This is a genomic window from Rhodococcus sp. 27YEA15, assembly GCF_049739425.1.
Lineage (GTDB): Bacteria > Actinomycetota > Actinomycetes > Mycobacteriales > Mycobacteriaceae > Rhodococcus_F.
This window is the reverse complement of the sequence record NZ_JBMHHW010000001.1, coordinates 4,655,719-4,681,120: the sequence shown is the minus strand read 5'-3', so window position 1 is coordinate 4,681,120 and position 25,402 is coordinate 4,655,719. Positions and strand designations below refer to the sequence as shown.

The 25,402-nt window shown below is 62.8% G+C and carries 22 protein-coding genes and 1 pseudogene; 12 read left to right on the top strand and 11 right to left on the bottom strand.

The window, feature by feature from the left end:
- Position 1 precedes the first annotated feature (1 nt).
- Together ABH922_RS21920 and nhaA are read right to left on the bottom strand one after the other, a co-directional pair.
- A pseudogene (locus tag ABH922_RS21920) lies at positions 2–509 on the bottom strand (phage holin family protein).
- Positions 506–1,729, bottom strand: a complete 1,224-nt coding sequence (nhaA, locus tag ABH922_RS21915) for a Na+/H+ antiporter NhaA (RefSeq protein ID WP_424808921.1) — start codon at positions 1,727–1,729, stop codon at positions 506–508. The pseudogene ABH922_RS21920 and the gene nhaA overlap by 4 nt, the downstream one beginning before the upstream one ends.
- Before the next feature lie 241 nt (positions 1,730–1,970).
- On the opposite strand from nhaA, the gene ABH922_RS21910 reads away from it, so the two are divergent.
- Positions 1,971–3,356 (top strand): MFS transporter, encoded by a 1,386-nt coding sequence (locus ABH922_RS21910; RefSeq protein WP_424808920.1) that lies wholly within the window; start codon positions 1,971–1,973, stop codon positions 3,354–3,356.
- Positions 3,357–3,416: 60 nt separating this feature from the next.
- On the opposite strand, the gene acs is transcribed toward ABH922_RS21910, so the two are convergent.
- Positions 3,417–5,348 (bottom strand): acetate--CoA ligase, encoded by a 1,932-nt coding sequence (gene acs, locus ABH922_RS21905; protein ID WP_424808919.1) that lies wholly within the window; start codon positions 5,346–5,348, stop codon positions 3,417–3,419.
- Positions 5,349–5,547: 199 nt separating this feature from the next.
- On the opposite strand from acs, the gene ABH922_RS21900 reads away from it, so the two are divergent.
- Complete coding sequence (locus tag ABH922_RS21900; protein ID WP_424808918.1) at positions 5,548–6,297, top strand: oxidoreductase; 750 nt, start codon at positions 5,548–5,550, stop codon at positions 6,295–6,297.
- A gap of 384 nt (positions 6,298–6,681) precedes the next feature.
- Here the strand turns inward: ABH922_RS21900 and ABH922_RS21895 are convergent, their stop codons facing one another.
- A complete protein-coding gene (locus ABH922_RS21895) occupies positions 6,682–7,500 on the bottom strand; it encodes an HAD-IB family hydrolase (RefSeq protein WP_424808917.1) in 819 nt (272 codons plus the stop codon).
- A 1,124-nt stretch (positions 7,501–8,624) separates the two neighbouring features.
- Between ABH922_RS21895 and ABH922_RS21890 the strand changes: the two genes are divergently transcribed.
- The 3 genes from ABH922_RS21890 (at position 8,625) to ABH922_RS21880 (ending at position 11,560) form a co-directional block, all read left to right on the top strand.
- Positions 8,625–9,767 (top strand): insoluble domain protein, encoded by a 1,143-nt coding sequence (locus ABH922_RS21890; RefSeq protein ID WP_424808916.1) that lies wholly within the window; start codon positions 8,625–8,627, stop codon positions 9,765–9,767.
- 27 nt (positions 9,768–9,794) lie between these two features.
- The gene (locus ABH922_RS21885; RefSeq protein ID WP_424808915.1) at positions 9,795–10,679 is read left to right on the top strand and encodes a hypothetical protein; all 885 of its coding nucleotides are present in this window, start codon (positions 9,795–9,797) and stop codon (positions 10,677–10,679) included.
- A gap of 125 nt (positions 10,680–10,804) precedes the next feature.
- Positions 10,805–11,560: a hypothetical protein gene (locus tag ABH922_RS21880; protein WP_424808914.1), complete on the top strand. Its 756-nt coding sequence runs from the start codon at positions 10,805–10,807 to the stop codon at positions 11,558–11,560.
- Positions 11,561–11,948: 388 nt separating this feature from the next.
- On the opposite strand, the gene ABH922_RS21875 is transcribed toward ABH922_RS21880, so the two are convergent.
- Together ABH922_RS21875 and ABH922_RS21870 are read right to left on the bottom strand one after the other, a co-directional pair.
- Complete coding sequence (locus tag ABH922_RS21875) at positions 11,949–12,869, bottom strand: TIGR01777 family oxidoreductase (RefSeq protein ID WP_424808913.1); 921 nt, start codon at positions 12,867–12,869, stop codon at positions 11,949–11,951.
- Complete coding sequence (locus ABH922_RS21870; RefSeq protein ID WP_424808912.1) at positions 12,866–13,540, bottom strand: TetR family transcriptional regulator; 675 nt, start codon at positions 13,538–13,540, stop codon at positions 12,866–12,868. The genes ABH922_RS21875 and ABH922_RS21870 overlap by 4 nt, the downstream gene beginning before the upstream one ends.
- A gap of 134 nt (positions 13,541–13,674) precedes the next feature.
- Here ABH922_RS21870 and ABH922_RS21865 point away from each other — a divergent pair, with 134 nt between their 5' ends.
- The gene (locus tag ABH922_RS21865; protein WP_424808911.1) at positions 13,675–14,340 is read left to right on the top strand and encodes a helix-turn-helix domain-containing protein; all 666 of its coding nucleotides are present in this window, start codon (positions 13,675–13,677) and stop codon (positions 14,338–14,340) included.
- A gap of 46 nt (positions 14,341–14,386) precedes the next feature.
- Here the strand turns inward: ABH922_RS21865 and ABH922_RS21860 are convergent, their stop codons facing one another.
- Positions 14,387–15,742, bottom strand: coding sequence for an ammonium transporter (locus tag ABH922_RS21860; RefSeq protein ID WP_424808910.1), 1,356 nt, complete (start codon positions 15,740–15,742; stop codon positions 14,387–14,389).
- A gap of 202 nt (positions 15,743–15,944) precedes the next feature.
- Between ABH922_RS21860 and ABH922_RS21855 the strand changes: the two genes are divergently transcribed.
- The gene (locus tag ABH922_RS21855; protein WP_424808909.1) at positions 15,945–16,520 is read left to right on the top strand and encodes a HutD family protein; all 576 of its coding nucleotides are present in this window, start codon (positions 15,945–15,947) and stop codon (positions 16,518–16,520) included.
- Here ABH922_RS21855 and ABH922_RS21850 read toward each other — a convergent pair.
- From ABH922_RS21850 to ABH922_RS21835, 4 genes are read right to left on the bottom strand one after another with little or no spacing between them, the layout of a single operon-like run.
- A complete protein-coding gene (locus ABH922_RS21850; protein WP_424808908.1) occupies positions 16,512–17,513 on the bottom strand; it encodes a heme-dependent oxidative N-demethylase family protein in 1,002 nt (333 codons plus the stop codon). The two genes, ABH922_RS21855 and ABH922_RS21850, sit on opposite strands and share 9 nt — an antisense overlap.
- Position 17,514: 1 nt before the next feature.
- Positions 17,515–18,486, bottom strand: coding sequence for a PDR/VanB family oxidoreductase (locus ABH922_RS21845; protein ID WP_424808907.1), 972 nt, complete (start codon positions 18,484–18,486; stop codon positions 17,515–17,517).
- A complete protein-coding gene (locus ABH922_RS21840) occupies positions 18,483–19,016 on the bottom strand; it encodes a hypothetical protein (RefSeq protein ID WP_424808906.1) in 534 nt (177 codons plus the stop codon). The genes ABH922_RS21845 and ABH922_RS21840 overlap by 4 nt, the downstream gene beginning before the upstream one ends.
- Positions 19,017–19,034: 18 nt before the next feature.
- Positions 19,035–19,418 (bottom strand): ethanolamine utilization protein, encoded by a 384-nt coding sequence (locus ABH922_RS21835; protein WP_424808905.1) that lies wholly within the window; start codon positions 19,416–19,418, stop codon positions 19,035–19,037.
- Positions 19,419–19,732: 314 nt separating this feature from the next.
- On the opposite strand from ABH922_RS21835, the gene ABH922_RS21830 reads away from it, so the two are divergent.
- From ABH922_RS21830 to ABH922_RS21810, 5 genes are all read left to right on the top strand, one after another.
- Positions 19,733–20,923 carry an NAD(P)/FAD-dependent oxidoreductase gene (locus ABH922_RS21830; RefSeq protein ID WP_424808904.1) on the top strand — a complete coding sequence of 397 codons (1,191 nt, stop codon included), beginning with the start codon at positions 19,733–19,735 and terminating at the stop codon, positions 20,921–20,923.
- A gap of 47 nt (positions 20,924–20,970) precedes the next feature.
- A complete protein-coding gene (gene glnT, locus ABH922_RS21825; RefSeq protein ID WP_424808903.1) occupies positions 20,971–22,329 on the top strand; it encodes a type III glutamate--ammonia ligase in 1,359 nt (452 codons plus the stop codon).
- 115 nt (positions 22,330–22,444) lie between these two features.
- Positions 22,445–23,341 carry a class II glutamine amidotransferase gene (locus ABH922_RS21820; RefSeq protein WP_424808902.1) on the top strand — a complete coding sequence of 299 codons (897 nt, stop codon included), beginning with the start codon at positions 22,445–22,447 and terminating at the stop codon, positions 23,339–23,341.
- Complete coding sequence (locus ABH922_RS21815; protein WP_424808901.1) at positions 23,329–24,069, top strand: protein glxC; 741 nt, start codon at positions 23,329–23,331, stop codon at positions 24,067–24,069. The genes ABH922_RS21820 and ABH922_RS21815 overlap by 13 nt, the downstream gene beginning before the upstream one ends.
- 10 nt (positions 24,070–24,079) lie before the next feature.
- The gene (locus ABH922_RS21810) at positions 24,080–25,402 is read left to right on the top strand and encodes an FMN-binding glutamate synthase family protein (RefSeq protein WP_424808900.1); all 1,323 of its coding nucleotides are present in this window, start codon (positions 24,080–24,082) and stop codon (positions 25,400–25,402) included.

The following is a 25,402-nucleotide window of genomic DNA, read 5'->3' as shown; positions in this document are numbered from 1 at the left end:
GCTATCGACGCGCGGTGAACTCGACGGGTGCCTTGGCGTCACTGCCGCTCGGGATGACGTTCCTGGCCTGCTTGAGCGATTCGATCGTCTTCTCCCGGCGCGCGGAGTTTTCGCACCCGCAGATACCCCAGCAGCGCGAAGAGGGCAGTTGTCACGATCATGATCAGGAACACGATCAGGAACGCGAGCCAGCGCTGCACCCAGATGTCGAGCAACTCGGCGAGGAAGAAGAAGAAGAAGAACGAGCTGAACAGTAGAACCGTGAATGCCAGGATGAAGAAGACGCTGCCCTGCAGGCCTTTCTTCACCTCTCCGGTGACCTCGGCCTTGGCGAGTTCGACCTCGGCGCGGACCAACGTCGAGACCTGCGCGGTCGCATCCCTGACGAGGGCACCGATGCTGGCTTCGCTCGGTGTCCGGGCGTCCACGTCGGTGAGCGGGATGGAGGACACCGTGTTGGGCACTCCGTCGCCGGTGAAGCGTTTGCTCTCTCCGTTGGTCAAGCTCACTTGTCGACCTCTCCAGGTAGTTCTCTCGTATCTGTGGCAGTAGCAGCGTCGTCTCGGGTTGCGTGTACTCGTCCACGTCGCCACAGCAGCGCTGATCCGATCAGCGCCGCCGTCAACGATGTCACGAGAACTGCAGCCTTCGCTACGTCGGCCTCGCTGCCATCACCGACCCCGTCCAGTGCGAGGTCTGCTACAAGCAGGCTAACGGTGAACCCGATGCCACCGAGCACTGACAGGGCAAACAGGTCCGCTGAACGCAGTGTCTCGGGTTTGGTGGCTATGCCCAGTTTGAGCGCAAGCTGGGAAATCCCGAAGATTCCGATCGTCTTGCCGAGGAGCAGACCGACGAAGACGGACAGACCGATCGGGTCGGTGAAGATGTCCCCCAGCACTGTTGCGTCGATCGGGACGCCTGAGGCGAACAGTGCGAACACCGGAACACAGATGCCTGCGGAGTACGGCTGGATGCGGTGTTCGAGGCGGGCACCGGGTGCGTGTTCCTCGCCCGGATCGCGTCGGACGCGGGTGAGGAGACCGAGTGCGACGCCGGCGAGCGTCGCGTGGATTCCGGCCTCGTGCATCGAATACCAGGTCAGCAGGGCCAGGGGGATGTAGAGAACCGGTGTCGTGATCCGTCGATGCTGGGCGATGGCGTAGACGGCCAGGGATGCGGCGGCGGTCAGCAGCCAGAGCATCGCAACGGATCCGGTGAACAACACGGCGATCAAGATGATGGCCAGCAGATCGTCGACCACGGCGAGACTGAGCAGGAAGACCCGGGCGCTCGGTGGCAGTCGCGACCCGGTGAGCGCGAGCACACCGAGCGCGAACGCGATGTCCGTGGCGACCGGTATCGCCCAACCCCTGTCCATGCCGGGAGTGCCGAAACCGATCGACGCCGCGATGATCGCGGGCACCAGAACACCACCGCAGGCGGCGATGATCGGCAGCATCGCGGCTTTGCGGTCGGCGAGTTCGCCGACGACGAGTTCGCGTTTGAGTTCGAGACCGGCGACGAAGAAGAAGACCGCGAGCAGTCCGTCCTGCGCCCAGGTGCCCAGACTCAGATCGAGGTGCAGTGCAGCCGGACCAGTCTGGAAGTCGCGTAGGAACAGGTAACTGTCGCCGAGCGGCGAGTTCACCCAGATCAGGGCGATTGCGGCGGCGGCGAGCAGAATCGCGCCGCCGACGGTTTCGGTGCGGAGATAACGGGCGATCACGTGGAACGACCTTCTGTCGAGGGCACAGCGGACGCGCCCGACATTCGGAGACGTCGGAGCTCGTGCCGACCAGACTTCCCGGCTCACCACACCGACCCGCAGGTCTGTGTGTACTCATGATAACGGTCACTACGGGAGGGGGTTGTACCCGCTCGTCCGTCGTCGTGGGTGTTCAATTCCTACTAACTGGGACTTCATCCCAAAAAATGGACATCGATGTACGGATACGCAGGAGTGGGTTTTGAGCACGTCAGCTAGTGAGAACAGGCCGGAATCGGCGGGCGGTGACACCGTCGCCGGCGTTCCCCGCAGTCGGATCATCGTCGCCAGCACGATCGGTACGTCGATCGAGTTCTACGACTTCTACATCTATGCGACGGCCGCCGTATCGGTGTTCCCGCACCTGTTCTTCCCCAAGGGCAACGACACCACCGCGCTCCTCGCTTCCCTGGCGACGTTCGGTCTGGCTTTTGTCGCGCGCCCCCTCGGCTCGATCCTCTTCGGGCACTTCGGTGATCGCGTCGGACGTAAGGCCACGCTGGTCGGCTCGCTGCTGACGATGGGCATTGCGACGTTCCTCATCGGGCTGCTGCCCACCTACCATCAGGTCGGGCTACTCGCACCGGCCTTGTTGGCGCTCATGCGCTTCTGTCAGGGACTCGGGCTCGGCGGCGAATGGTCGGGTGCGGCCCTGCTCGCCACCGAGACAGCGAAGGAAGGCAAACGTGCCTGGGCGGCCATGTGGCCGCAACTCGGAGCGCCGTTCGGGTTCTTCATGGCCAACGGCCTGTTCTTGATCATCACGTTGTTCATGAACCATGACAACACGAATCCGGATCTCGACGGCGCTTTCCTCACCTGGGGATGGCGAATCCCGTTCCTGCTCAGCGCAATCATGGTGATGATCGGACTGTACGTTCGCCTCAAGCTCGAAGAAACTCCGGTCTTCGCGCGAGCCGTCGAGCGTGGGGAGAAGGTCAAGACTCCCGTTGCCGAAGTATTCAAGACCAGTTGGCGTCAGCTGATCATCGGAACGTTCGTCATGCTCGCGACGTACACGCTGTTCTACATCATGACCACGTGGGTGCTCAGCTACGGAACGGGCAAGACACGTGCGGAAGGTGGCACCGGGGCGGGTTTCAGCTACACGGATTTCCTGGTGCTGCAGCTGGTTGCAGTGGTGTTCTTCGCAGCGGCCGTGCCGGTGTCGGGGTGGCTCGCCGATCGCTACGGACGCCGGATCACGTTGCTGGTCATCACCGGCCTGATCATGATCTTCGGGTTGACCTTCGGCGTCTTCCTCGAGGTCGACGGCATGAACGACGGTCGGATGTTGACGTTTCTGATCATCGGCATGCTGCTCATGGGTCTGACCTTCGGGCCGATGAGTGCCGTTCTGCCGGAACTGTTCCCGACGAACGTCCGATACACCGGTTCCGGAATCGCCTACAACACGGCGAGCATTCTCGGTGCGGCGGTAGCACCGTTCATCGCGGTCTACCTGGCGACGAACTACGGCGTCGGCTGGGTGGGTGTCTATCTGCTCGTTGCCGCTCTGCTGACGTTCGTGTCACTGCTCGTCATGCGGGAGACGAAGAACGATTCCCTCGACAACGTGGGGGTATAGCCTCTGTGCGTCTTCCTGGTGGTGACCATCGTCAGGAAGACGCACAGAGGCCGAAGGCCCTTACTTGCCGCGGATTGCGTCGAATACCTTGGGATCGACGAGGGTCGAAGTGTCGCCCAGGTCGCGTCCCTCGGCGATGTCGCGCAGCAGCCGGCGCATGATCTTGCCCGAACGGGTTTTGGGTAGTTCGGGAACGATCGTGATCTGACGCGGTTTGGCGATGGGACTGATGTCGGTGGAGACCTGCGCCTTGAGTTCGGCGATCAGCGTGTCACCGGTGTTCTCGACGCCCTCACGCAGGATGACGAACGCCACGATGCCCTGACCGGTGGTCTCGTCCGCAGCACCGACGACGGCGGCTTCGGCGACACCGTGATGGTTGACCAGCGCCGATTCCACCTCGGAGGTGGAGATTCGGTGCCCGGAGACGTTCATGACGTCGTCGACGCGACCGAGTACCCACAGTGCGCCGTCGTCGTCGTACTTGGCGCCGTCACCGGCGAAGTACCAGCCTTCTTCGGCGTAACGGGACCAGTAGGTGTCGCGGTAGCGGTCCATGTCGCCCCAGATACCGCGCAGCATCGCCGGCCACGGCTCGTCGAGGACGAGGTAGCCGTTACCGCCGTTGCCCAGTGGTTTGGCCTCGTCGTCGACGATTTTCGCGGAAATGCCCGGCAGGGGTGCCATCGCGGAACCTGGCTTGGTGGCAGTGATACCGGGCAGCGGGGAAATCATGATCGCGCCGGTCTCGGTCTGCCACCAGGTGTCGACGATCGGGGCGTTGTTGCCGCCGATGACTTCCCGGAACCAGCGCCACGCCTCGGGGTTGATGGGCTCGCCGACGGAGCCGAGGAGGCGGATCGAGGACAGATCGTGGGCGTCGGGGATTTCCCGGCCCCACTTCATGAACGTGCGCACGAGGGTGGGGGCGGTGTAGTAGATGGAGACGCCGTACTTTTCGATGATGTTGAAGTGGCGGTGCTCGTCGGGGGAGTTGGGGGTGCCTTCGTAGACGACCTGGGTGACACCGTTGGAGAGGGGCCCGTAGACGATGTACGTGTGGCCGGTGACCCAGCCGATGTCGGCCGTGCACCAGTACACGTCCTGCCCGGCTTTGTGATCGAAGACGTTGTGATGGGTGTACGACGCCTGGGTGAGATAGCCACCGGAGGTGTGAATGATGCCCTTGGGTTTTCCAGTGGTCCCCGAGGTGTAGAGGATGAACAGCGGATGCTCGGCGTCGAAAGCCTGAGCCTCGTGCTCGGGCGATGCCTGCGCGACGCTCTCGTGCCACCACAGGTCGCGCCCGGGCGTCCAGGCGACGTCGATGCCGGTCCTGTTCACCACGAGGACGTTCTGGACGGAGTCGGCTCCGTCGACGGATTCGTCGACCGCGGACTTGATGGGTGCGGCGGCACCGCGACGCCATTGACCGTCGACGGTGACGACGAGTTTCGCCTGCGCGTCGTCGATGCGCGAGCGCAGTGCGGTGGCGGAGAAACCGGCGAAGACGACCGAATGGGTCAATCCGAGGCGGGCACACGCGAGCATCGTGACGATCGCTTCAGGGATCATCGGCATGTAGATCGCGACGCGATCACCGGCGACGAGTCCGAGGTCGGTGAACGTGTTAGCGGCGCGGCTGACCTCGGCGAGCAGGTCGTTGTAGGTCAGATCACGGCTGTCGCCGGGCTCCCCCTCGAAATGGATCGCGACGCGATCGCCGTTACCAGCGAGGACATGGCGGTCGACGCAGTTGTAGGCGACGTTGAGTTTTCCGCCGACGAACCACTTGGCGACGGGGGCGTCGGTCCAGTCGAGTACGTCGGACCATTTCTCGTGCCAGTGCAGACGCTCGGCCTGATCTGCCCAGAAGGCGAGACGATCGGTATCGGCAGCAGCCTGCAACTCCGGTCCGGCGTTGGCGGCCGCCACGAATTCTGCACTCGGCGGATACGCCTGGGAGGCGTCTGTTTCGGCTGCGCTGGTCATCTCTGACGGCCTTCTTTCGCTCTGGTTCGACACTTTCCGACTTCATGTGAGGGTAGTCACAAGGCTTGGGGAACGCACCGTTGCATCACGTTGCAACACGCTGTCCTGCGACGATCGGTCGAAATGCTGCGACGGATGGTAGGTCCGGCAGGTAGGCGCCGCCGATCGTGGCGGGACTGCGCGGGTACCGTCGTTGATCGTGACGGACCCTTTGCAGCCCCTCGTCGATCTTCCCGGTGTTCGGGACGCCGCCGACCGTGCTCGTGATGCTCTCGGCGAGGTCCACCGGCACAAGAGCAACCGTCGCGGTTGGCCGACGACCGCGGCCGAAGCAGCGGTGCGTGCTGCTCGCGCGTCGGCGTCGCTGTCCGGTGGTAGTACCGAATTACCGCCCGAAGGTGTGGCGGGCGATCCCATTCTGGCCGGCGCGTTGCGCGTTGCGCAGGCTTTGGACGGTGACAGCCTCCCGCTGATGGAGGCCACGTGGAAACGAGCACCTCTGCAGGCGTTGGCGCGACTTCATCTGCTCGCGGCGGCGGATCTGGTGGAGGATTCCGATGCGCTCGGCCGTCCACGATCGGATCGGGGTGTGGCGGAGCGGCTGGACGGGCTCGCGCAACTCGTCACAGGTGGAACTACCGCACCGGCTCCGGTTCTTGCTGCCGTCGTGCACGGCGAACTGTTGGCGTTGAGCCCGTTCGGGAGTGCTGATGCGATAGTCGCGAGAGCGGCGTCCCGCTTGGTGGCGGTGTCCTCGGGGCTCGATCCCCATAACCTGGGCGTACCGGAGGTCAGCTGGTTCCGGCGCTCGCAGGCGTACGCGGACGGTGCGATCGGTTTTGCTTCCGGCCGCGCAGATGCTGTCGGCAGTTGGGTGATCTTGTGCTGCGGTGCGCTCGAGGCCGGAGCGCGGGAGGCGACGTCGATCGCCGACGCGGCCGCACCGTGAGCATTCTGTAACTCTGCGCACGTAATACGGGCGGCGCTGCCGATGAATCGACTTCGCCGCCCGTAAGCACGGACTACTCGTTACCAAGCGTGCTCGGTGGGTTGTGTGGGTGGCCTCGGCGAGTTTTCGCAGTTATCGGGTTCGTCCCCGCAACCTGTGCGGAGTCCTCGCTCGAATCGAACGAATCTCGCAGGCCCACAACGCTTCTGCCCTTATAGTGGCATGTGCTCCGCGTGGGTGCCATAGTGCCCGTGCTGGGAATCTGGGTCGGGGTAACGGTCCTTCTCTTCCGAACCGATGCTGGCCTTCCGTTCTTCCGTAGTACCTTTGTACCCTGTGACCACGCTCACTGCAAGTATCAAATTTTGTTTGTGGCCACGTATTTCACCGTTTGCGTCGCAGCAATCCGAACGTGACTGCGCCGGCTGCCAGTGCGCCGATTCCGACTGCTGCGGTGGTGGCCACCGTCGTCGTGGATTGCGCCGACAAGCGGGCCCGTAACGAGACCGGGTTGGAGAAAGTGAGTATGGGCCAACCATTTACGGATGCTTCTTTCCGCAGGGCCCGGTCCGGATTGACTGCGGTGGGATGTCCGACGGCAGCGAGCATGGGCAGGTCGGTGATCGAGTCCGAGTACGCGTAGCTCGTGCTCAGGTCGTAGCCGTATTCCGTCGCCAGGCGTTCCATCGCCTCCACTTTGCCGGGTCCGTAGCAGTAGAAGTCGACTTCCCCGGTGTAGTGGCCGTCCACTTCCGTCATCGACGTCGCGACGGATCGACTCGCGCCCAGCGCCTCGGCGATGGGGGCGACGATTTCTTCGCCGGACGCCGACACGACTATCACGTCGTGGCCTCGGAGTTTGTGATCGGCGATCAGATCGGCAGCTTCGGCGAACACGAGTGGATCGACGATGTCGTGCAGAGTCTCCGCCACTATCGCCCGGACTTGTTCGACGTCCCAGCCGGCGCACATCGCGGTGAGGTGCTCGCGCATGCGTTCCATCTGGTCGTGGTCTGCTCCCGAGAGCAGGAAGAGGAATTGCGCGTAACTGCTCTTGAGGACCGATCGACGATTGATCAGGCCCTGGGCGAAAAACGGTTTACTGAAGGCCAGGGTGCTCGACTTGGCGATGATGGTTTTGTCGAGGTCGAAGAAGGCAGCGATCCGCTGCGGTCGCGATCCATTCTCAGCAGTGTCGGTCACCTTGTAGACGATAGTCGGTGTAGGTGTCCGGGCGTGTGGTGAGATCTCCGGACTTACGGTGAATCCCCAGTTCAGCACTGTTCAGGCTTGCCTTTGTCGCAGATTTCGGGTGTAGCATCGTGGGTGCTCGATTCGTTCGGGCCGGTTCAGCCCACCCCCCGGGGCTGAACTCTGACGGCCCTCGCCTCCCCCCGGCGAGGGCCGTCCTTGTGCGGTTGTGAGGTGCCTGCAGGCGAGAAGTCGGAGGCGCCCGGCCGGGTCGAGGGCGGCGGGCGATTCTTGCGGTCTGCGTAGGTCTTGAATCTGCAGGGATCGAGTCAAGGTGCGGCAGGAGAGATTGTGCGTCGAAATGCCGAATTGCGCTACGGAGTAACGGATAACGAATGACATCGCTGGTCCGAGGTCGACGGCGCCGGCGTGTGCCGGCTGCGGACATCTTCGGTTTTTGCTGCAAGGAGGTGATGTGGACAAGTTGGTGCACCGAGAGGTGTCGTCGTTGTCGAATCGATTCGCGTCTGCATCGCCGTCAATCGGTATCGGCATCCTTCATCGGGTGATTCTGCCTTGAATTGACTGAATTATGATGGTGAACAACGAGAATGGGTGACGAGAATCGTATTTTCGTTGCAGGGGAACATATTTGGCCGACCGCTGCCTTGGCGATCATCAGGTTGTCCGATTTATCGTGAAATCAATGCCCTTTAGTTGCTTTTGGGGCTTATGACGTTCTAATCCCAAGAGTAAATATTGTACTGTTCATCGAGATGTTGTTGTCTCTAGCTTCTTTCGGACCGCGTGCAGGCGCTCTCGGAATTGGTATGATTTCCCTGCCGCCGGCTGTGGTGTGCGCAACGTGGTGAGACGACGGTAGGGGGCGGCACCGTGGTGGGGACGGATGTGCTGTCTGCGCTGCCCGGGTTCGACCTCTCGGTGCGCAGGCGCGATCTCCCCGGCGCGGTGGATGTCGAGTACTCCTGCTTTCGCTCCCGCTCGGTCGAGAAATCCGGCCCGCGCAGCCATAGCTCACGACGGCATAGCCCACGAAGCATCCTGCAGACGTGCATCGCCAGTTCGGTGTCAACACCCGGTCGACCGCTGAACCACTACACCTGTGAAAGGGCCACATGACATACTCACGGAAACCGCGTTCGTCCGGTCGTCACCGCGCCCCGAGCAAGTCTCGCGCCGCCATGACAACTGTCGCCACGGCGTCGTTCGCCGCCTTGGTTGCGGCGACGTTCGGCGGTGCCGGATTCGCGGTGGCGGCGCCGGGGGATCAGGCAGGGGTGACGAGCGAGGTTCCCGGTCAAGTGGGTGTCACGGCTCCTGCGCCCCAGGCACCTGTCGAGACGTGGACGCCGGTTCCCGAGGTGTACCGCCAGCCGGCCAAACCGTATGTCTCGCCGGCCTACTACGGCGACCCCGCACCGCCGATCGACTATTCGACTCTGCACCTTCCGGTGCAGCTGGACACGTTCACCGCGCCTGTTCAAGCTCCCGCCGAGCGGCTTCGATTCGGCCGATACGAAACCGATCTGCCGAACTGGATCAGCAAGGACACGGGGGAGAAGACCAACGGTCAAACTGCCGTCGTCGAAGCCCAGACAACTGATTTCTGGCGCTCGACCGGTCTCGAGACCGGTGAGGCGGAACGCCTCGCCGCTAGCCAGATCGGCGGCGGCGCGGTCGGAGTCCTGGCCGGCGCTTCCGCGGCCGCGGCGCCTGCAGGTGCCGCGGGAGCGCTGATCGGTGGCACGATCGGTGGCACGTCGGCGGTAGGTCTCGCATCGGCGTTGGTCACACCGCTCGGTGTCATTCCCGCAGGTGTCGTGGGCACCGCCGCGGGGGCGGGTATCGGCGCGGCTGCATTGGCGCTTCCGGCAGCAGTGGTCGGTGGGATCGCCGGCGGCGCAGGCGGAGCGCTCGCTGCATCTGCTTACGGGGCGGGAGATCTGGGCCGGCCGGTGGAATTCGATATTCCGGACATCGATCAGTCGGCAATCACGGACCAGACCCGCTCAACGCTCGAGCAGTGGTCGTCGGATTCGCCGGCCGGTGCGGCCGTGGTCGACGCTGTTCGTGCCACCGTCTCTTCGGCTCCGTCCGTCGACCGGCAACTCCGAGAGGCTGTGGCGGCGCTTCCCGGTGGAAGTGGAATTGTCGCATCCGTCGATCAGGGCGTCAGTGGCATCCTGGCTGCCACGACCGTTCCTGGCCTGCCTATTTCGATGATCGCGGACGCCATCGGCGGCGGCATCTCCGAATGATGCGCCCACCTCGGGACGGCGGAGTTGATGGCCACGCTTGACGGCGAAGATCGTGTCGGACCCACTGGCCCCTCTGTGGACCAGTGGTTTCCGCCGTTCACGCCCCCCGAGGACGACCGACCGAAGTCCGAGGACCCCACGTCCGAGGAAACCCTCGAGTTCGGCCTCCCGGCCGATGTCGGGAGTGACGATCGAGACGGGGTGAGCGTCACGCCGTCGGCCGCTGTCGAACTCGGCGGCGGCGCGCCGGACAACGGCGCCCGCGCCGGCCGCGACGATACATTTCGTGCATTCGGTCCAGATCCACGACGCGGGCTCGTCACCGGCCCGAATATCGAAGAATTCCTCCACGTCACGAGAGTGGATCGTCATCCGATTCGTTCTAGGGCCGTCGTGGTCAGTGCCGTCGCGGCGATTACGGTATTGGCGTTGGGTGTCGGTGGTTTTGTCGTCGCCGCCTTGGGGGACGCCGGTGCCGACTCGGCCGTGAATTCGGCGGCCGCGAGTACCACGATCGAGTCCACGGCGGCCGCTCCGCCGCCCTGGTGCTCACCGTCGAGCGACGCGGGTGTCGTACGGGGGGCCGGGCCGGGTGGAACGGGGTCCGGCGCGGACGTCATCCTCGCCTTCGATCATGCGTATTACGTCGACCGAAACGGGGCGAAGGCACGGACGTTTCTGGTGCCGGATGCCGAGGTGAAATCTGCTACCGCCGAGGAGTTGCAGGCCGGAATCGATACTGTTCCGCAGGGGACGGAGCATTGTGTCGAGATCCGCGACTCCGGTCCGAACACATTCGCGGTCAGTCTATTTCAACGCTATCCGGACGGAACCCAGGTTATCGGCCGCCAGGTCGTGTCAACAGTGGACCTAGGTGGGCGCACGTTGATCACCTCGATCGGAAAAGCATGACGACTAGTGTCGGCGGCGACGACCAGGCGGAGAATGTCTCAGGCGTAGCTCGGAATCAACAGCTTTCGTTCGGTGGCTCACACGGGACCTCTTCGTCCGGACTGGGATTCGATCCGATTCCGCCGATGACGCTTGTGGTCGGGGCGTGTGGGGGAGCGGGAAGCACCACCACGGCATTGGGGCTCGGACATGCGTGGGCGTCAACCGGCGCAACACTTGCTGTTGTCGATGCGACCGTCGGCGGCGGTGATCTGGTGAGTCGAGGAGCGGATGCCACCGTCTCGGAGGCCACTGTCGAGACGATGTTCGGGCCGGAGTCGACCGTCCTTGCTCGGGAGTCGTTCCGGGAGTTGACCTCGGCCACCTCTGCCGGTGTCCGTATCCTGGGCCGGCATTGGCGAGAAACGATCGAGCCGGATTTTCGGCAAATCGTTCGATACGTTCGAGCCCAGGTCGATACGGCGCTGTACGACTTGGGCCATCGTGCATTCGGCCGCGACAGCGCGCAGGCATTGCGGGGGGAACCGTGGTCCGCGATCGTGGTTGCGGTGCCCTGTAGGGCCGACGCATTCAATCGTATGCGGGTGGTTCTCGAGACGATTCGAACTACCGCTGGTCAGGCGGCACTCGATCGCACGATCGTGGTGGTCTCCCACCAGAGCGCGGGCGCTGCGGTTGCCGATATCGGCCAACTGCGTCACCACCTGATCGGCAAGGTGTTCGCGGTCGAGGAAATACCCTACGACCGGCATCTTGCTACCGGGCTGACGATTTCGGCAGGACGCTTCGCTGCCGACACTGCTGCGGCGTACGAGCACCTCCGCGCCGTGAGTGTCCGGGCGACGGACAGCCATCGGGTTGACGCGGTGTGGCATCGCTGATCGTGGACAGGTCGAAGTAGAGGGTCGCGGCACTCTGGCGTGAGGCGCGTCGGGCGGTCCAGTCGATCAGACGGGTGGCTGACGAAGTGGGGAGACGGCAGTGCAGGGGGGGCGCGCTACCTCTCCCCACTCGGCAAGTGCAAGCACCTTGGGGGGGGAGGCCGCAGGCACCGACTGCCTTCCGAAGAAGGCGCCGATCGAGAACTTACACCTCCCCGGCTCGGGCCGCTGTGCAGGCGCGGCGGCGCCGGACGCTTTCCGTGACGCTCAGGCCGTCCACCGAACACCGGTCCGCCCGGATCTGTGGCTGTCGACAATCTGCATGAGTCGACTGATTCTCGTCACCATCGGACTGCGGCACCAGCGCCTCGACTGTTGCGTAAGCGGCTCAGCCCAACGCTACCGGGAGCAGGCCGCGAGGAGTGTCTCGCGCTATCTGGCGGAGCGCCTCATCGAGGTGTGGAAACGCGAACTGGAATCCATTGTCCACGAGTACTTTCGGATCCACCCAGCGGCTTTTGAGTACCAACTCGGCCTCGGTGCGGATGATTCGTGCACCGAATTCGAGTAACCATCGGGGAGTCGGTAGCCCGTGCGATCGACCCAGGGTCGACCGCACCTGGCGCATCATCTCGGTGTTGGTCACCGGGAAAGGTGAGGCAATGTTGACCGGGCCGGAGATTTCGGGATGCCCGACGATGTGATCGATTGCGCCGAGGACGTCGGCGATGTGTACCCAACTGAACATCTGTCGACCGTCACCCATCCGTCCGCCGAGACCTAGCCGCGCCAGATCGACAAAGGGGTTGAGCGCCCCGCCGCCGGAACCGAACACGATCGACATCCGCAGCGCTACTTTCCGAATCGGCGTCGGCGCATCGAACAGTTCCTGTTCCCAGGCGCGTGCGACGGCCACCGACAATCCAGTACCCAGCTCTCCGGTTTCTTCGTCCATCGGCCGGTCACGAGAATCTCGGTAGATCGTTCCGGTGCTGGCGTTCACCCAAAGTGACGGTGGTCGCGAGGCGCGGGCGAGAGCGCGACCGAGCAGCGCGGTCGTCTCCACCCGAGACGAGAAGATCTCGTCGGCGTTGCGCTTGTCGTACCGGCAGCTCACCGAGCGTCCGGCGAGATTGACGACTAGATCCGAGCCGTCCAGAACGTCCACTACGGCGTGCTCGTCGGACCAGACGGCGTCGCTGGAAATGCTTCGACCGATCGTCCGCACCTCGACGTTTCTCGTGTGCAACGAATGGCGGAGATATCGTCCGATGTAGCCGGACGCTCCACAGATCACGACGCGGTTCACGGTGTGGTCCTCTCGGTAGTGGTGAAGCGGGTAGTCAGCTCGGCAATGTCACTGATCAGGCTTCGCGCCACCGGCAGTCGGGCGAGTTGCACGGCCTTGCCGACGACGGGGGCAATGCTGTCGACCAGAGCGTGAGTGCGTGTTTGTCCTGCAGACGAGTCCGTGACCCAGTGCAGAGTCACACCCAGGTAGATGAGCCACAGGAGCATGGGGAGCTGATTATCCAGCGAGGGTGGAATCTTCTGCCGGGACGAGGCCAGGACGTCACGCATCAGAGTGATCGCCATGTCCCGGGCATCGGTCGACTCGGCGGAGAACGGACTCGACCGCGATGCCACCGGAAGGGCGCTCTGCAGGAACGAGCTGCCGAATCCGTGGTACGGGCTCATGGCGTCGAGACCGGAATGCAGCACCGTGCCGAAATTCTCGGCGAGCGAGCCGCCGTCGCGCAACAGCGGAAGAGTGCGTTCGCGATGATCGCGTTGTACAACCAGGTAGAGCTCGTGAACCAGTTCGTCCTTGCCCGCGAAGTAGTAGTAGGCATTTCCGAGGGAGACTCCTGCTTCCTGGGCGATCCGCCGCATGGTGGTTGCCTGGAAGCCCTCGTCGCGAAAGAGCCGCAGTGCGGTGTCCACCAGTTTCTGGCGCGTATCCGTTCCCCGATCACCCATGCCTGCTCCTCGATTTGAACATGTTCAAAAAAGCATACGCCTCGGTGGTCGAACATGTTCACCACGAGACCGGCTGCGGTGAGACGTCCTCTTCGAGGATCTACTGGCAGTGGACCCTGGGATAGCATCGTGAAATGGCGGAATCAGATGCACTGGAAATCCATCGGGACACCGGTGACCCGGCTCCGATTCAGCGTGAAGTCTCCGACAGCTCCGCAACCGGGCAGGACCTCGAGCGGGTGATCGCAAAACAGGTTCGAGCACTTCGGCGGTCGACCGGTCTGTCGGTGGGCGACATGGCGACCAAGGTCGGGATATCGAAAGCGATGCTCTCCAAGATCGAGAATGCGCAGACCTCGTGCAGTCTGAACACGCTCGCCCGGCTGGCCGCCGGGCTGGACGTGCCGGTCACGTCGTTGTTCCGGGGGGCGGATTCAGCGCGTGAAGCGGTCTACGTCGAAGCCGGTCACGGTGCGGTCATCGTCGGGCGCGGCACTCGGATCGGCCATCACTACGAGCTGCTCGGGGCCTTACGCGGTCAACACAAACGTCTCGAGCCGGTGCTCGTCACCCTCACCGACGACAGTGAAGTGTTTCCACTCTTCCAGCACGCCGGAACCGAGATGCTCTACATGCTCGAAGGTGTGATGGTGTACGGGCACGGTGAGTCCGAATACACTCTGCGACCGGGTGACTCGCTGTTGCTCGACGGTGAGGGGTTGCACGGCCCGCACGATCTGGTCCGGTTGCCGATCAGGTTCCTTGCTGTCACCGCATATCCGGACAACCACGACGACTGACGAGACGGGCGCCGGGGGAATACTCCCGGCGCCTGTCTCGGGTGTGTCACCGCGAGTGTGTGTCCTGCGCGGATGACGAGGTGATCGACTCGGCCGCGACGACTGCGTCACGTTCGTGCACCGCACGTCCGGCCAGGCCCGGCCCGTCCAGAACGTATGCGGTTTCCCCGTGCTCGACGATGTCGAGTCCTTCCAACTCTGCGGCCCGGTCGGCGCGGATCCCCATGGTCTTCTGCAGCGTCTTGGCGATGAGCCACGTAACCGTGAAGCTGTAGGCGAGAACGGCGAGAACGGCTACCACCTGACGCCAGAGAAGATCGAGTCCACCCCCGTAGAAGAGACCGGAGACGGCATTCGGAGCTGCGCCGGTGGCCAGAAATCCGACGAGCACGGTGCCGAGCACACCGCCGACCATGTGAACGCCGACGACATCGAGTGCGTCGTCGTATCCGAGTCGATACTTGAGGGACACCGCCAGGCAGCACACAGCTCCGGCCAGGGCGCCGATGATCAACGCGCCCATGGGGGAGACGGCTCCACAGGCCGGCGTGATCGCCACCAGTGCGGCGATCAGCCCCGAGGAAGCACCCAAAGACGTGGCATGCTTTTCCTTGACACGTTCGACGGCGAGCCAACCGAGTATCCCGGCGCATGCGGCGGCGACGGTGTTGAGTACGACCACCGACGCGCTGTTGCCTGCGGCCAACGCCGATCCGCCGTTGAATCCGAACCAACCGAACATCAGCAGGCCGGATCCGAGCATGGTCAACGGAAGGCTGTGTGGTCGTGGCGGATTGAGAAACGAGCTGCGCTTGCCCAGAACGATGACGACGGCCAGTGCTGCCACGCCCGAGTTGATGTGTACGGCGGTGCCACCTGCGAAGTCCACTGCCCCGAGGGTGTTCGCGATCCAGCCGCCTGTCACCGAGCCGTCTGCGGAATCGAACGCGAATACCCAGTGCGCCACCGGGAAGTACACGAGGGTGATCCACAGGCCGGAGAAGGCGATCCAGGCTCCGAATTTCATTCGGTCGGCGACGGCTCCGGAGATGAGTGCGACGGTGATCGCAGCGAAGAGCAGTTGAAACGCCGACACCAGCGCCGGCGGTAGTCCGGGCTCTGCCGGAGCATCGAGAAGTGTGCTGGAACCGAAGTATTCGGCCGGGTCGCCCAGCAGGCCTGCGCCGCCGAGTGAATTCCCGAACACTGCCGAGTATCCGAAGACGATCCACAATACTCCGACGAGAGCGAACCCGCCGAATGTCATCATCGCCATGTTCAAGGTACTGCGGACGCTGACCATTCCTCCGTAGAAGAGTGCAACGCCCGGAACCATCAGCGATACGGCGGCGAAGGCCGCGAGAATCCACGCTGTATCTGCGGCGGCGACAGCTTCGTTCATATCCGATCCACCTTGCGAGAGTCGTTGACGGCTGAACGGCGCTCGCGGTACGAGAGGCGCGAGATCAGCCTGAGTGCACGGTCAGTCAAACAAGTTTTCCATCAGGATTGGCTTCGAGGGCGTGAATTATAGGTAAATTCATGGCCTTTCGTCGACTTGATACTTAAGCTCAATCCAAATAAAGGAAAAATAAAGGAGTTTCGTGAAATATCAGTCCGTGGAACTGGTTCGGGTGGTCGAGCGCGAGTACGTGCCGTGGAGCAACGGTGCCGGTCTCACTGCGCCGATAGCCGTCGGAGACGTCGTCGGCGGGCTGCCGCAGTGGCGGGTGAGCGTCGCCCGGCTCGGTTCGGTTCCGAGTGAATTCTCGACCTTCCGGGGTACGGATCGAATCTTCACCGTCGTCGGTCGGTACGGAGTTGAGTTCGACTGGGGTTCATCGATGACGAAAGTTGATCCATGGCAGCCATTTTCGTTCGACGGTGCGTTGAACCCATGGTGCGTCCCCGAGGGTGAGACGAGCGCGTTCAACGTGATGACAGACCCGTCGCGCGCCTGCGGGTCGGTGGTGATGCGCCGGCCCGGCGACGGCGATTGGATGACGGACCCGGCAGCGGTCACCGTGGTTCTGGTCCGGGACGGGCAGGTATGTGTCGATACCCGCTGTGCCGCAGCGGGTGACTGCGTCGTCGTTCGGCATGCAGCCGTCCGGATCAGCGGTACCGCTTCGGTGTTGGTTGCCGTCATACGCGCGTCGGTTTCATCACGGCTACAGTGACACTCCACCGTAGGTGCGCAGCCATCGCATGGCAGGCTCACGAGTTCGGGTGATCCCTTTGTATTCGGCCATGTCGAACGGGAGATCCTCGAGCACCTTGTGGGTGCGCTCGGCCCATTCGGGAACCGTTGCCAGCTCACGAAACGGCAGTAGATACGTGCGGATCAGGAACATGACCGCATCGGAATTGGCCAGGCGCACCAGATGCTGGACCTCCGTGCGCAGAGACAAGCGATCGCCTACCGCTGTCAGCGGCCCGTCTGCCAGTGTCCGGCGGTCACGCCCCCAATCGGGATACGTCTCGGTTGAGGTGTCGAGTTTTCCGTCCACCGTCAGAGTCCAATTGGTTCGGCGGTAGCTCTGTCCCGATTCGAGTCGCATGAGAAAACTCTGTGCCCGCGTCGCTACATTCTCGGTGTGTACTCGGGGTACCGGACCGTGGATCTGCAGGAAGCTCATTCCGACATCGAAGCCGAAAGACCAGTCCGCAGCGAAGGTGACGAGACCGGCATCGGCCCACAGTTGATTTTCGCGTTGGTCGAGTAGAACGACGTCCTCTTGTATCTGGCTGCCGATGTACACCAACGGGGGCGCAGGCAGCGTCGAGAGATCGCCGAGTACGAAATGGTCGTCCACGGACAGCAATGCGTTCTGCCACCGCCATCTCGAGTCGGTTCGCTCGAGGGACATGATCTCGGGATGTTCTCGGGCGAGGTCGCGCATCACCGTCAACATGCAGTCCCAGGCCGCGGGCGTCATATGCTCCAGACACTGATGGCGTGACGGATCCCGGTCGAGTATCCGGCGTCGTTCCGCGAGTTCGCTGTGGTAGTTCTGGTCGATCACGATTCGATGCTCGCCCCACAGGCCGGCGGCCGTGATGTGCGATGTACCCGACGGTTCCACGTTGGTGCTGTAGCGGTACTGGTCGCGGGAGAAGGGGAACGGGAACCCCGCCACGGCGGGTCCGTGTTCTGTTGTCGGCACGTTCATGTCACAGCTCCAATTCCAGTAGGTCGCCGGCCGCTCTCGACACACACGGCATCATCGAGTCCCCCGACGCTTTCTCGTCTTCGCTCAGATACAGGTCCCGGTGTTCGATCCGTCCACCGCGCACCGACAGACGACATTCGCCGCACACGCCTTGCCTGCACAGATTTGGGACGTTGATTCCCTTGTCGAGCAGGACATCCAGAAGTGAGGTGCCGGACGGGACCGGCACGATCATTCCCGAGCGTCCCAGCTTCGCGGCAAACGGAAGTCCGGCGTCGAGGGGGCCTGAACCGAATGCCTCCGAATGTATTCGCGCAGCCGGCCATCCTTTCGCGTGAGCAGCGTCGGCCACCGCCTCGATCATCGAGCGCGGTCCGCACGAATACAGGTGCGTTCCCAGCGGTTGATCGGCGAGGGCGTCGTCCAGGATCTGCTCGAGCTGCGTGGCGGACGCCACCGCTTGCAGTCGATCGCCGCACAACTGGGTGAGTTCGTCGAAGTGCGCCCCGAATCCGGGGCGGAACGCGTATAGAACCTGAAACGACCGACCCCAGTCGACCGCTGCGCGAACGTGCGACAGAACGGGAGTCACGCCAATACCGCCCGCGACGTAAACATGATGACGCGCGGTGAGTATCGGGGCGAAATCGCTGCGGGGCGGACGAAGGTGAACCAGGTCGCCCTCGCGTAGGGAATGCGCCCACCGTGAGCCGCCTCGCCCGTTCTCGTCGAGGCGAACGGACACCGTGTAGAATTCCGGTTCGATCGACGGTCCGGTGAGCGAGTACGCGTTGTACAGTCCGTCGCTCCATCTCAACGCGACATGGCTTCCCGGTGTGAACGACGGAAGTGGCGTCCCGGCCGCGGACGCGAGAACCAGTTGCCGGACGTCGGTACAGAGCGTTCGAGTACTGCGAACTCGAAGCTCGAGGTCGCCGGTGTGTGTTGCCGGCCTGTTCGTGTCGATGCTCATCTCAGTTCCTCGCTCATTCGAGTTCCTCCGAGTCGGGTCGGTATCCGAGATATGCCGCGTGCCGTCGCGAATAGTGGTAATACACAGCGAGATCGACCCGACATGTCGAAACACTTCACGATGTCGTCGATCGCAGCGATCGTGTCGGTCACGGCGTGGCAGTGAGCGCAGAAGACTGCGCGGTGCCGGATCGCCTGGATGTCTGGCTGTTCGGTGGTCACCGTGATCATTTCGGTGTCGACGGCCCCCGCTCGGACGAGTTGTGAACGGATTCGACCCACGGTGGTTTCAGCGGCGACGACGACAAAACGCCATCCCACTCGGGCTTGACTCAGAATCGACTCCGGGATCAGGGGTTGGGCGTTCGTGAGTCTGACGATCACGGTGGTGGGAGCCGACTGTTCGGCCGGCTCCCACGCCGCCTCGTCGGCGGACTCGTCGGTGATGAGCACGACACAGGTCACCGTTTCGTCGACTGGCGCGACTGCGATGTCGCTTGTGTCCCAACGTGGAACGCTGGTCGAGCGCATGCTCACAACCATGACGGGTTACGGCGCGAACGAGCGGTGGCCCACGAAATAGGCCAGTGCGGATTCGGGCGTGGAGAAGAGGATGCGTGATCCCTTCGGGAAGAAGATCGCATCGTGCTTCCGTGCGATGGTCACTTGCCCGGTGTCCGGGTTCTCCAGGCGGAATTCGCCTTCGAGGACGACTTTCATCTCGTCGTACTCGTAGAAGTAGTCCAGTACCGCGTCCGTGTGATCGAGCTTGAAGTAGCCTGCGGACATTTCCGAACCCTCGGGATTGGAAAACACGTCCCCGATGAATCCTGCGGTTCCCGGGTACTGCTCGGTCGGCATGGGCGGCAGTTGCTCGTGAAACCCTGATGTGACGCGAAACGGATTCTTGGACGATTGCTGTGTGATGGTCATCTGATTGCTCCTTGCTGAGGTGCGGATTCCGTAAATAAGTGAACTCTTGTGAAACCTTAAGCACTCTGATGAAACCATGATGACCGTTACGTCTGGGTTACAAAATTCGAAATATCGATGAAGTTCAGTCGCGCAAAGCGTTTATTGCCCAGATGAGGGTGGACAGCGCCGAAAGGTGACGCCGATCTGACGTTGCCTTAACGTGGTCGTCACATATATCGAGTTTCATGTGAGATAACAAAAGTTAATGAGCTGAAACATGGCGGATGTCAGTGGCGCGCATCCACCACTCTCCGACGGAAAAGGATCGACACGTGAGCGAGAAGAGCAAGTTCTTGATCATCGGTGGTGGGCTCGAAGGGCTCGCTGTCGCGTACTCGCTGGCTGCTCGCGGTGAGACCGATGTGCTCGTACTCGAACGCGACACACTCTGCTCCGGCATGACCGGAAAATCGAGCGGCGTCGTTCGCTGTCACTACGGCACACCGTCTCTGGCCGCAATGTCGTGGTACGGAGTGGACATCTTCACCCGGGCTACCGAGATATTCGACGACGACATGGGTTTTCGGCCTTGTGGATACGTCGTAGGAGTCGGTGAGAACAACGTCAAACCGCTCGAGGCGAACATCGAGATGATGCAGGGTCTCGGTATCGCGACAGAATTCATCGCCCACGACAAGATGGCGGAGTTGTGGCCGGGGTTGCATCTGGACGACTTTGCATTGTTCGCGTACGAGCCGCTCGGCGGGCGCGGCGAGGCCTACATGGCGGGGATGGCCTTTGCGGCCACCGCTCGTCGCCTGGGGGTGAAGATACGTCAGAGCACACCGGTCGCAGCACTGCTGCAGAATGCTGCCGGGGTGGTGTACGGAGTCACTCTGCCGGACGGAACCGAAATTCACGCCGAGCACGTGATACTCGCCGCCGGGCCGTGGGCGCCGGCCCTCGCTGCCGGTGTCGGTGTCGATTTGGATGTCAAAGCGCAACGAGCGCAATTGGTTCTGATCGATCAAGGCGCGCCGACGCCGGAAGTGCCGGTGCTCTCCGATCTTGCGGGGTTGCAGTACATCTGCCGGGAGCCCAACGGTGAACTGTTGGTGGGTAATTCCGATCATCAGGCACCGGAATACATCGACCCAGACAAGTATGTCAATCGCGCCGACGCCGCCGCGATCGAGAAGAACATCGTCAAGCTCAGCCACCGGCTTCCCGACATGCCGGACCCGCGGATCACCAGCTCTTACGTGGGCGCCTACGACGTGACACCCGACTACAACCCGATCATCGGACCCGCTCCGGTGGACGGACTGTTTCTTGCCACCGGGTTCTCCGGGCACGGGTTCAAGATTTCCCCGGCCGTCGGAAAGCTCGTTGCCGACCTGCTGGTCGACGGCGTCACCGACCTTCCGAACGTGAACGCCGCGGACTTCCGGTACTCGCGTTTCGCGGAAGACGATCTGCTGTTCAGTCTGCACCCGTACGAGGGTGCCGGGGAAATGCGATGACCGCCCATATTCGGTACCTTCCGACTCGACCAACCAGAGGATCTGACATGGCCATCGATACTTCGGAGGCAATTGCCGTGAACTCGGTTCCGGCATCGACATCACCTACACTCACCGAACTCGCCCAGGCGAGTGGAACGACCTTCATTCTCGCCCTCTTCGTCACTCTGTCCGGAAAACCCTGTGCCAAGCTGGTTCCGGTAGAAGCAGTCGAGCAACTCCAGAACGACGGTGTTGGATTTGCCGGATATGCTGCCGGTTACATGGGTCAGGAACCCAAGGATTCCGATCTGGTAGCGGTGCCCGATGTCTCGTCGTTCACGCCGATTCCTTTCATTCGGCCGGGATTGGCGCTCGTGCATTGCGATCCGCATGTCGACGGGGTGCCGTGGCCGTATGCACCGCGGGTGATCCTCCGCGAACAGTTGCGTCGCGCAGCTGATCTCGGTTTGACGGTCAACGTCGGCGCCGAGATCGAGTACTTCCTGGTCAATCGTGTCGACGGTGAGCTGGTCACTGCCGACCGTGCCGATACGAGTAGGCAACCGTGCTACGACGCCCGGGACGTCACGCGGATGTACGACCACCTGACCGAGGTATCCGGAGCGATGAACGCCCTGGGTTGGGGCAACTACGCCAACGATCACGAAGACGGTAACGGTCAGTTCGAACAGAACTTCGACTACGCCGACGCCATGTGTACCGCAGATCGTGTCATCACGGCCCGATATCTTCTCTCGGTCATTGCCGAGAAGCGCGGTATGCAAGCAACGTTCATGCCCAAGCCGTTCACCGATCGCACCGGGTCGGGTATGCACCTGCACCTGTCTCTCTGGAATGACGGCGGATCGGCGTTCCCCGACTCGGCAGACTTCAAGGGGTTGGGGCTCTCGGGTACGGCGTACTCGTTCATCGCCGGAATCCTCGAGCATGCCTGTGCTCTGCAGGGTCTCATCGCACCGACAGTCAACTCCTACAAGCGGACCGGTGCCACCGCGACCACCAGCGGTGCCACCTGGTCGCCGCGATACGCCACCTACGGCGGTAACGATCGAACACACTACCTTCGGGTTCCGGACAGCAATCGTGTCGAGCTTCGCGGTGGTGACGGCTCTGCGAATCCGTACCTGGCCGCCGCCGGCGCGATCGCGGCCGGCTTGGACGGTATCCGCCGCAACCTGGACCCGGGGGCGCCGGGTAGTGGGGATCGTCGCAGCGACATGCTGCCGATGACGTTGCTCCATGCAATGGATGCTCTCGAAGCCGACCCGGTGTTGACCGCCGCGCTCGATGTCGCAGGTCCTGGAGTGGCCGAGTACTTCGCCAAAACCAAACGCGAGGAGTTCTTCTCGTGGCATAACACGGTATCGGCCTGGGAGATAGACCATTATCTCACCGCTTTCTGAGCTCGCCGCATTCTGGGCTCGCCGCTGTTCGAACTCGCCGCTGTCCGAACTCACCGCTGTCCGAACTCACCGCTGTCCGAACTCGAACTACCCGAACTATCCGAAAGGACTCCGCATGTGTGGAATCGTCGGGCTTCATCTACGTGATGCCTCGCTCTATCCTCGACTCGGTGCGCTACTGACCGACATGCTGGACCAGATGTGCGATCGCGGACCCGACTCCGCCGGTATGGCCGTCTACGGTGATCCCACCTGGTCACCGTCTGGTGAAGCGACTGTCTCCCTGCTTGATTCACCGATCACCGCCGACCGGTTGTCCGAGGAGCTCGGCGCGCTGGTAGGTGTACCGGTCACGGTGATCGACCTCGCTCCCACCACCGTCCTGCACGCACCGATCGGTGCCGATGCCCTGGTCTCCGCGGTCCGCGCAGTCGCCCCGAGCGCGCGGATCATCGGTTTCGGCGACGATCTGACCGTACTCAAGGGCATGGGGAATCCGACCGAGCTGGCACACCGATTCGGTCTGCCCCGGGCGAGCGGGTGGCAGGGCGTCGCACATACCCGGATGGCCACCGAATCCGCAGTCACGGCAGAAGGCTCGCATCCGTTCGCCGTCGGACCGGATCAGTGCCTGGTGCACAACGGTTCGTTCTCGAACCACATGTCGATCAAGCACGAACTCGAGCGCGGCGGAGTCGAATTCGACAGCGAGAACGATACCGAAGTGGGCGCCAGGTTCGTCGCCAAGCAGTTGTCCGAAGGAGTGGACCTGGAAAAAGCATTGCTGATGCTGAACCAGACCTTCGACGGCTTCTACACGTTGCTGGTCTCCAACAGCGATTCGTTCGCCGTGGTCCGTGATGCCATTTCCTGCAAGCCGGCCGTGATCGCCGAGACGGACCGCTGGGTCGCCATGGCATCGGAATACCGCGCTCTGGCACACCTGCCAGGCATCGACAACGCCCGAATCTTCGAGCCCGAACCGGAAGAGGTGTACGTATGGCACCGGTAGTGACCACCACGAAGGACAACAGCGTGCAGGTAACGGACACGCGCCCCGCCGAGACGGCTGTCGTCGATCTGCGTTCGTCCAGTGTTCGAGAGGTCAACGAACTCCTCAGCTCACCCGACGCGCCGAAATCGCTGATCGTGACCGATCCTCAGGGGGCACATGCGCTCGCCTGCGGGCTGGACCAGGATCTGTCCGTCACCATCGACGGGCATGTCGGCTACTACTGTGCCGGCATGAACCAGCATGCGTCGGTGACGGTGACCGGTAATGCGGGAGTCGGTGTGGCCGAGAACATGATGTCCGGGACTGTGCACGTCGAAGGCGATGCGTCGCAGTCCGCCGGGGCCACCGCGCACGGCGGTCTACTCGTCATAGACGGCAATGCCGCCGCCCGATGCGGGATCTCGATGAAAGGCGTCGACATCGTCGTCGGCGGAAACATCGGGCATATGAGTGCCTTCATGGGGCAGGCCGGCCGTCTCGTCGTATGCGGCGACGCCGGTGAGGCATTGGGCGATTCGATCTACGAGGCGCGAATCTACGTGCGCGGCACCGTTGCGTCACTGGGTGCGGACTGTATCGCGAAGTCGATGCGCCAGGAGCACCTGGACGAGCTGACAGAACTGCTCGTCGCTGCCGGTCTGGACCACGACCCACGGGAGTTCACCCGGTACGGATCGGCACGCAGCCTCTACAACTTCCACGTCGACAACGCCAGCGCGTACTAGGAGAGCAGTCATGAACACACCGGCATCGGGCACCCGTCTACGTGAATCCGCGACGTACGATCGCGGTGTCATCGCCGAAATCCAGCGCGCGGCGGAAACCGGGATCTACGATATTCGCGGCTGGGGCGCCAAGCGCAAGCTCCCGCATTTCGACGACCTGCTCTTCCTCGGCGCCTCGATGTCCCGATACCCCCTCGAAGGCTATCGGGAGAAATGCGACACCGATGTGGTCCTCGGCGATACTCACGCCAAATTTCCTTTGCATCTGGACATTCCGATCACCATTGCGGGAATGAGCTTCGGCGCGCTGTCCGGACAAGCCAAGGAGGCCCTCGGTCGTGGTGCCAGTGAAGTCGGCACCTCGACCACGACCGGGGATGGCGGAATGACACCGGAAGAGCGTGGACAGTCCAAAAGCCTTGTTTATCAGTATCTTCCGTCGCGTTACGGAATGAACCCCGACGATCTTCGTAAGGCCGACGCCATCGAGATAGTCCTGGGTCAGGGCGCCAAGCCGGGTGGCGGTGGAATGTTGCTCGGGCAGAAGATCACCGAGCGTGTCGCCGGAATGCGAACCCTCCCCATCGGGGTGGACCAGCGCAGCGCGTGTCGGCATCCCGACTGGACCGGCCCGGACGATCTGGCGATCAAGATCGTCGAATTGCGAGAGATCACCAACTGGGAGAAGCCGATCTACGTCAAGGTCGGTGCGACGCGGACGTACTACGACGTCAAGCTGGCGGTCAAGGCCGGAGCTGACGTCGTGGTGGTCGACGGAATGCAGGGCGGCACGGCGGCCACTCAGGAAGTGTTCATCGAGCACGTCGGAATACCGACGCTCGCCGCAATCCCGCAGGCCGTCCAGGCGTTACAGGAACTGGGTGTGCACCGCAAGGTGCAGTTGATCGTCTCCGGTGGCATCCGCAGTGGCGCCGACGTCGCGAAGGCCATGGCATTGGGTGCTGATGCCGTGGCGATCGGTACCGCCGCATTGATCGCATTGGGCGACAACAGCCCTCGCTATGCCGACGAGTACCGAAAGTTGGGTTCGGAGGCGGGATTCTACGACGATTTCCAGGCCGGACTCGACCCCGCAGGCATCACCACGCAGGACCCGGAACTCTCCGCTCGCCTGGACCCGGTCGAGGGTGGGCGTCGGTTGGCGAACTACCTGCGCGTGTTGACCATGGAAGCGCAGACACTGGCGCGGGCCTGCGGAAAGTCGCATCTGCGTAATCTCGAACCCGAGGACTTGGTTGCCCTGACCGTCGAAGCGTCCGCCATGGCGCGGGTGCCGCTGGCAGGCACCACCTGGATCCCGGGACGGTACTGA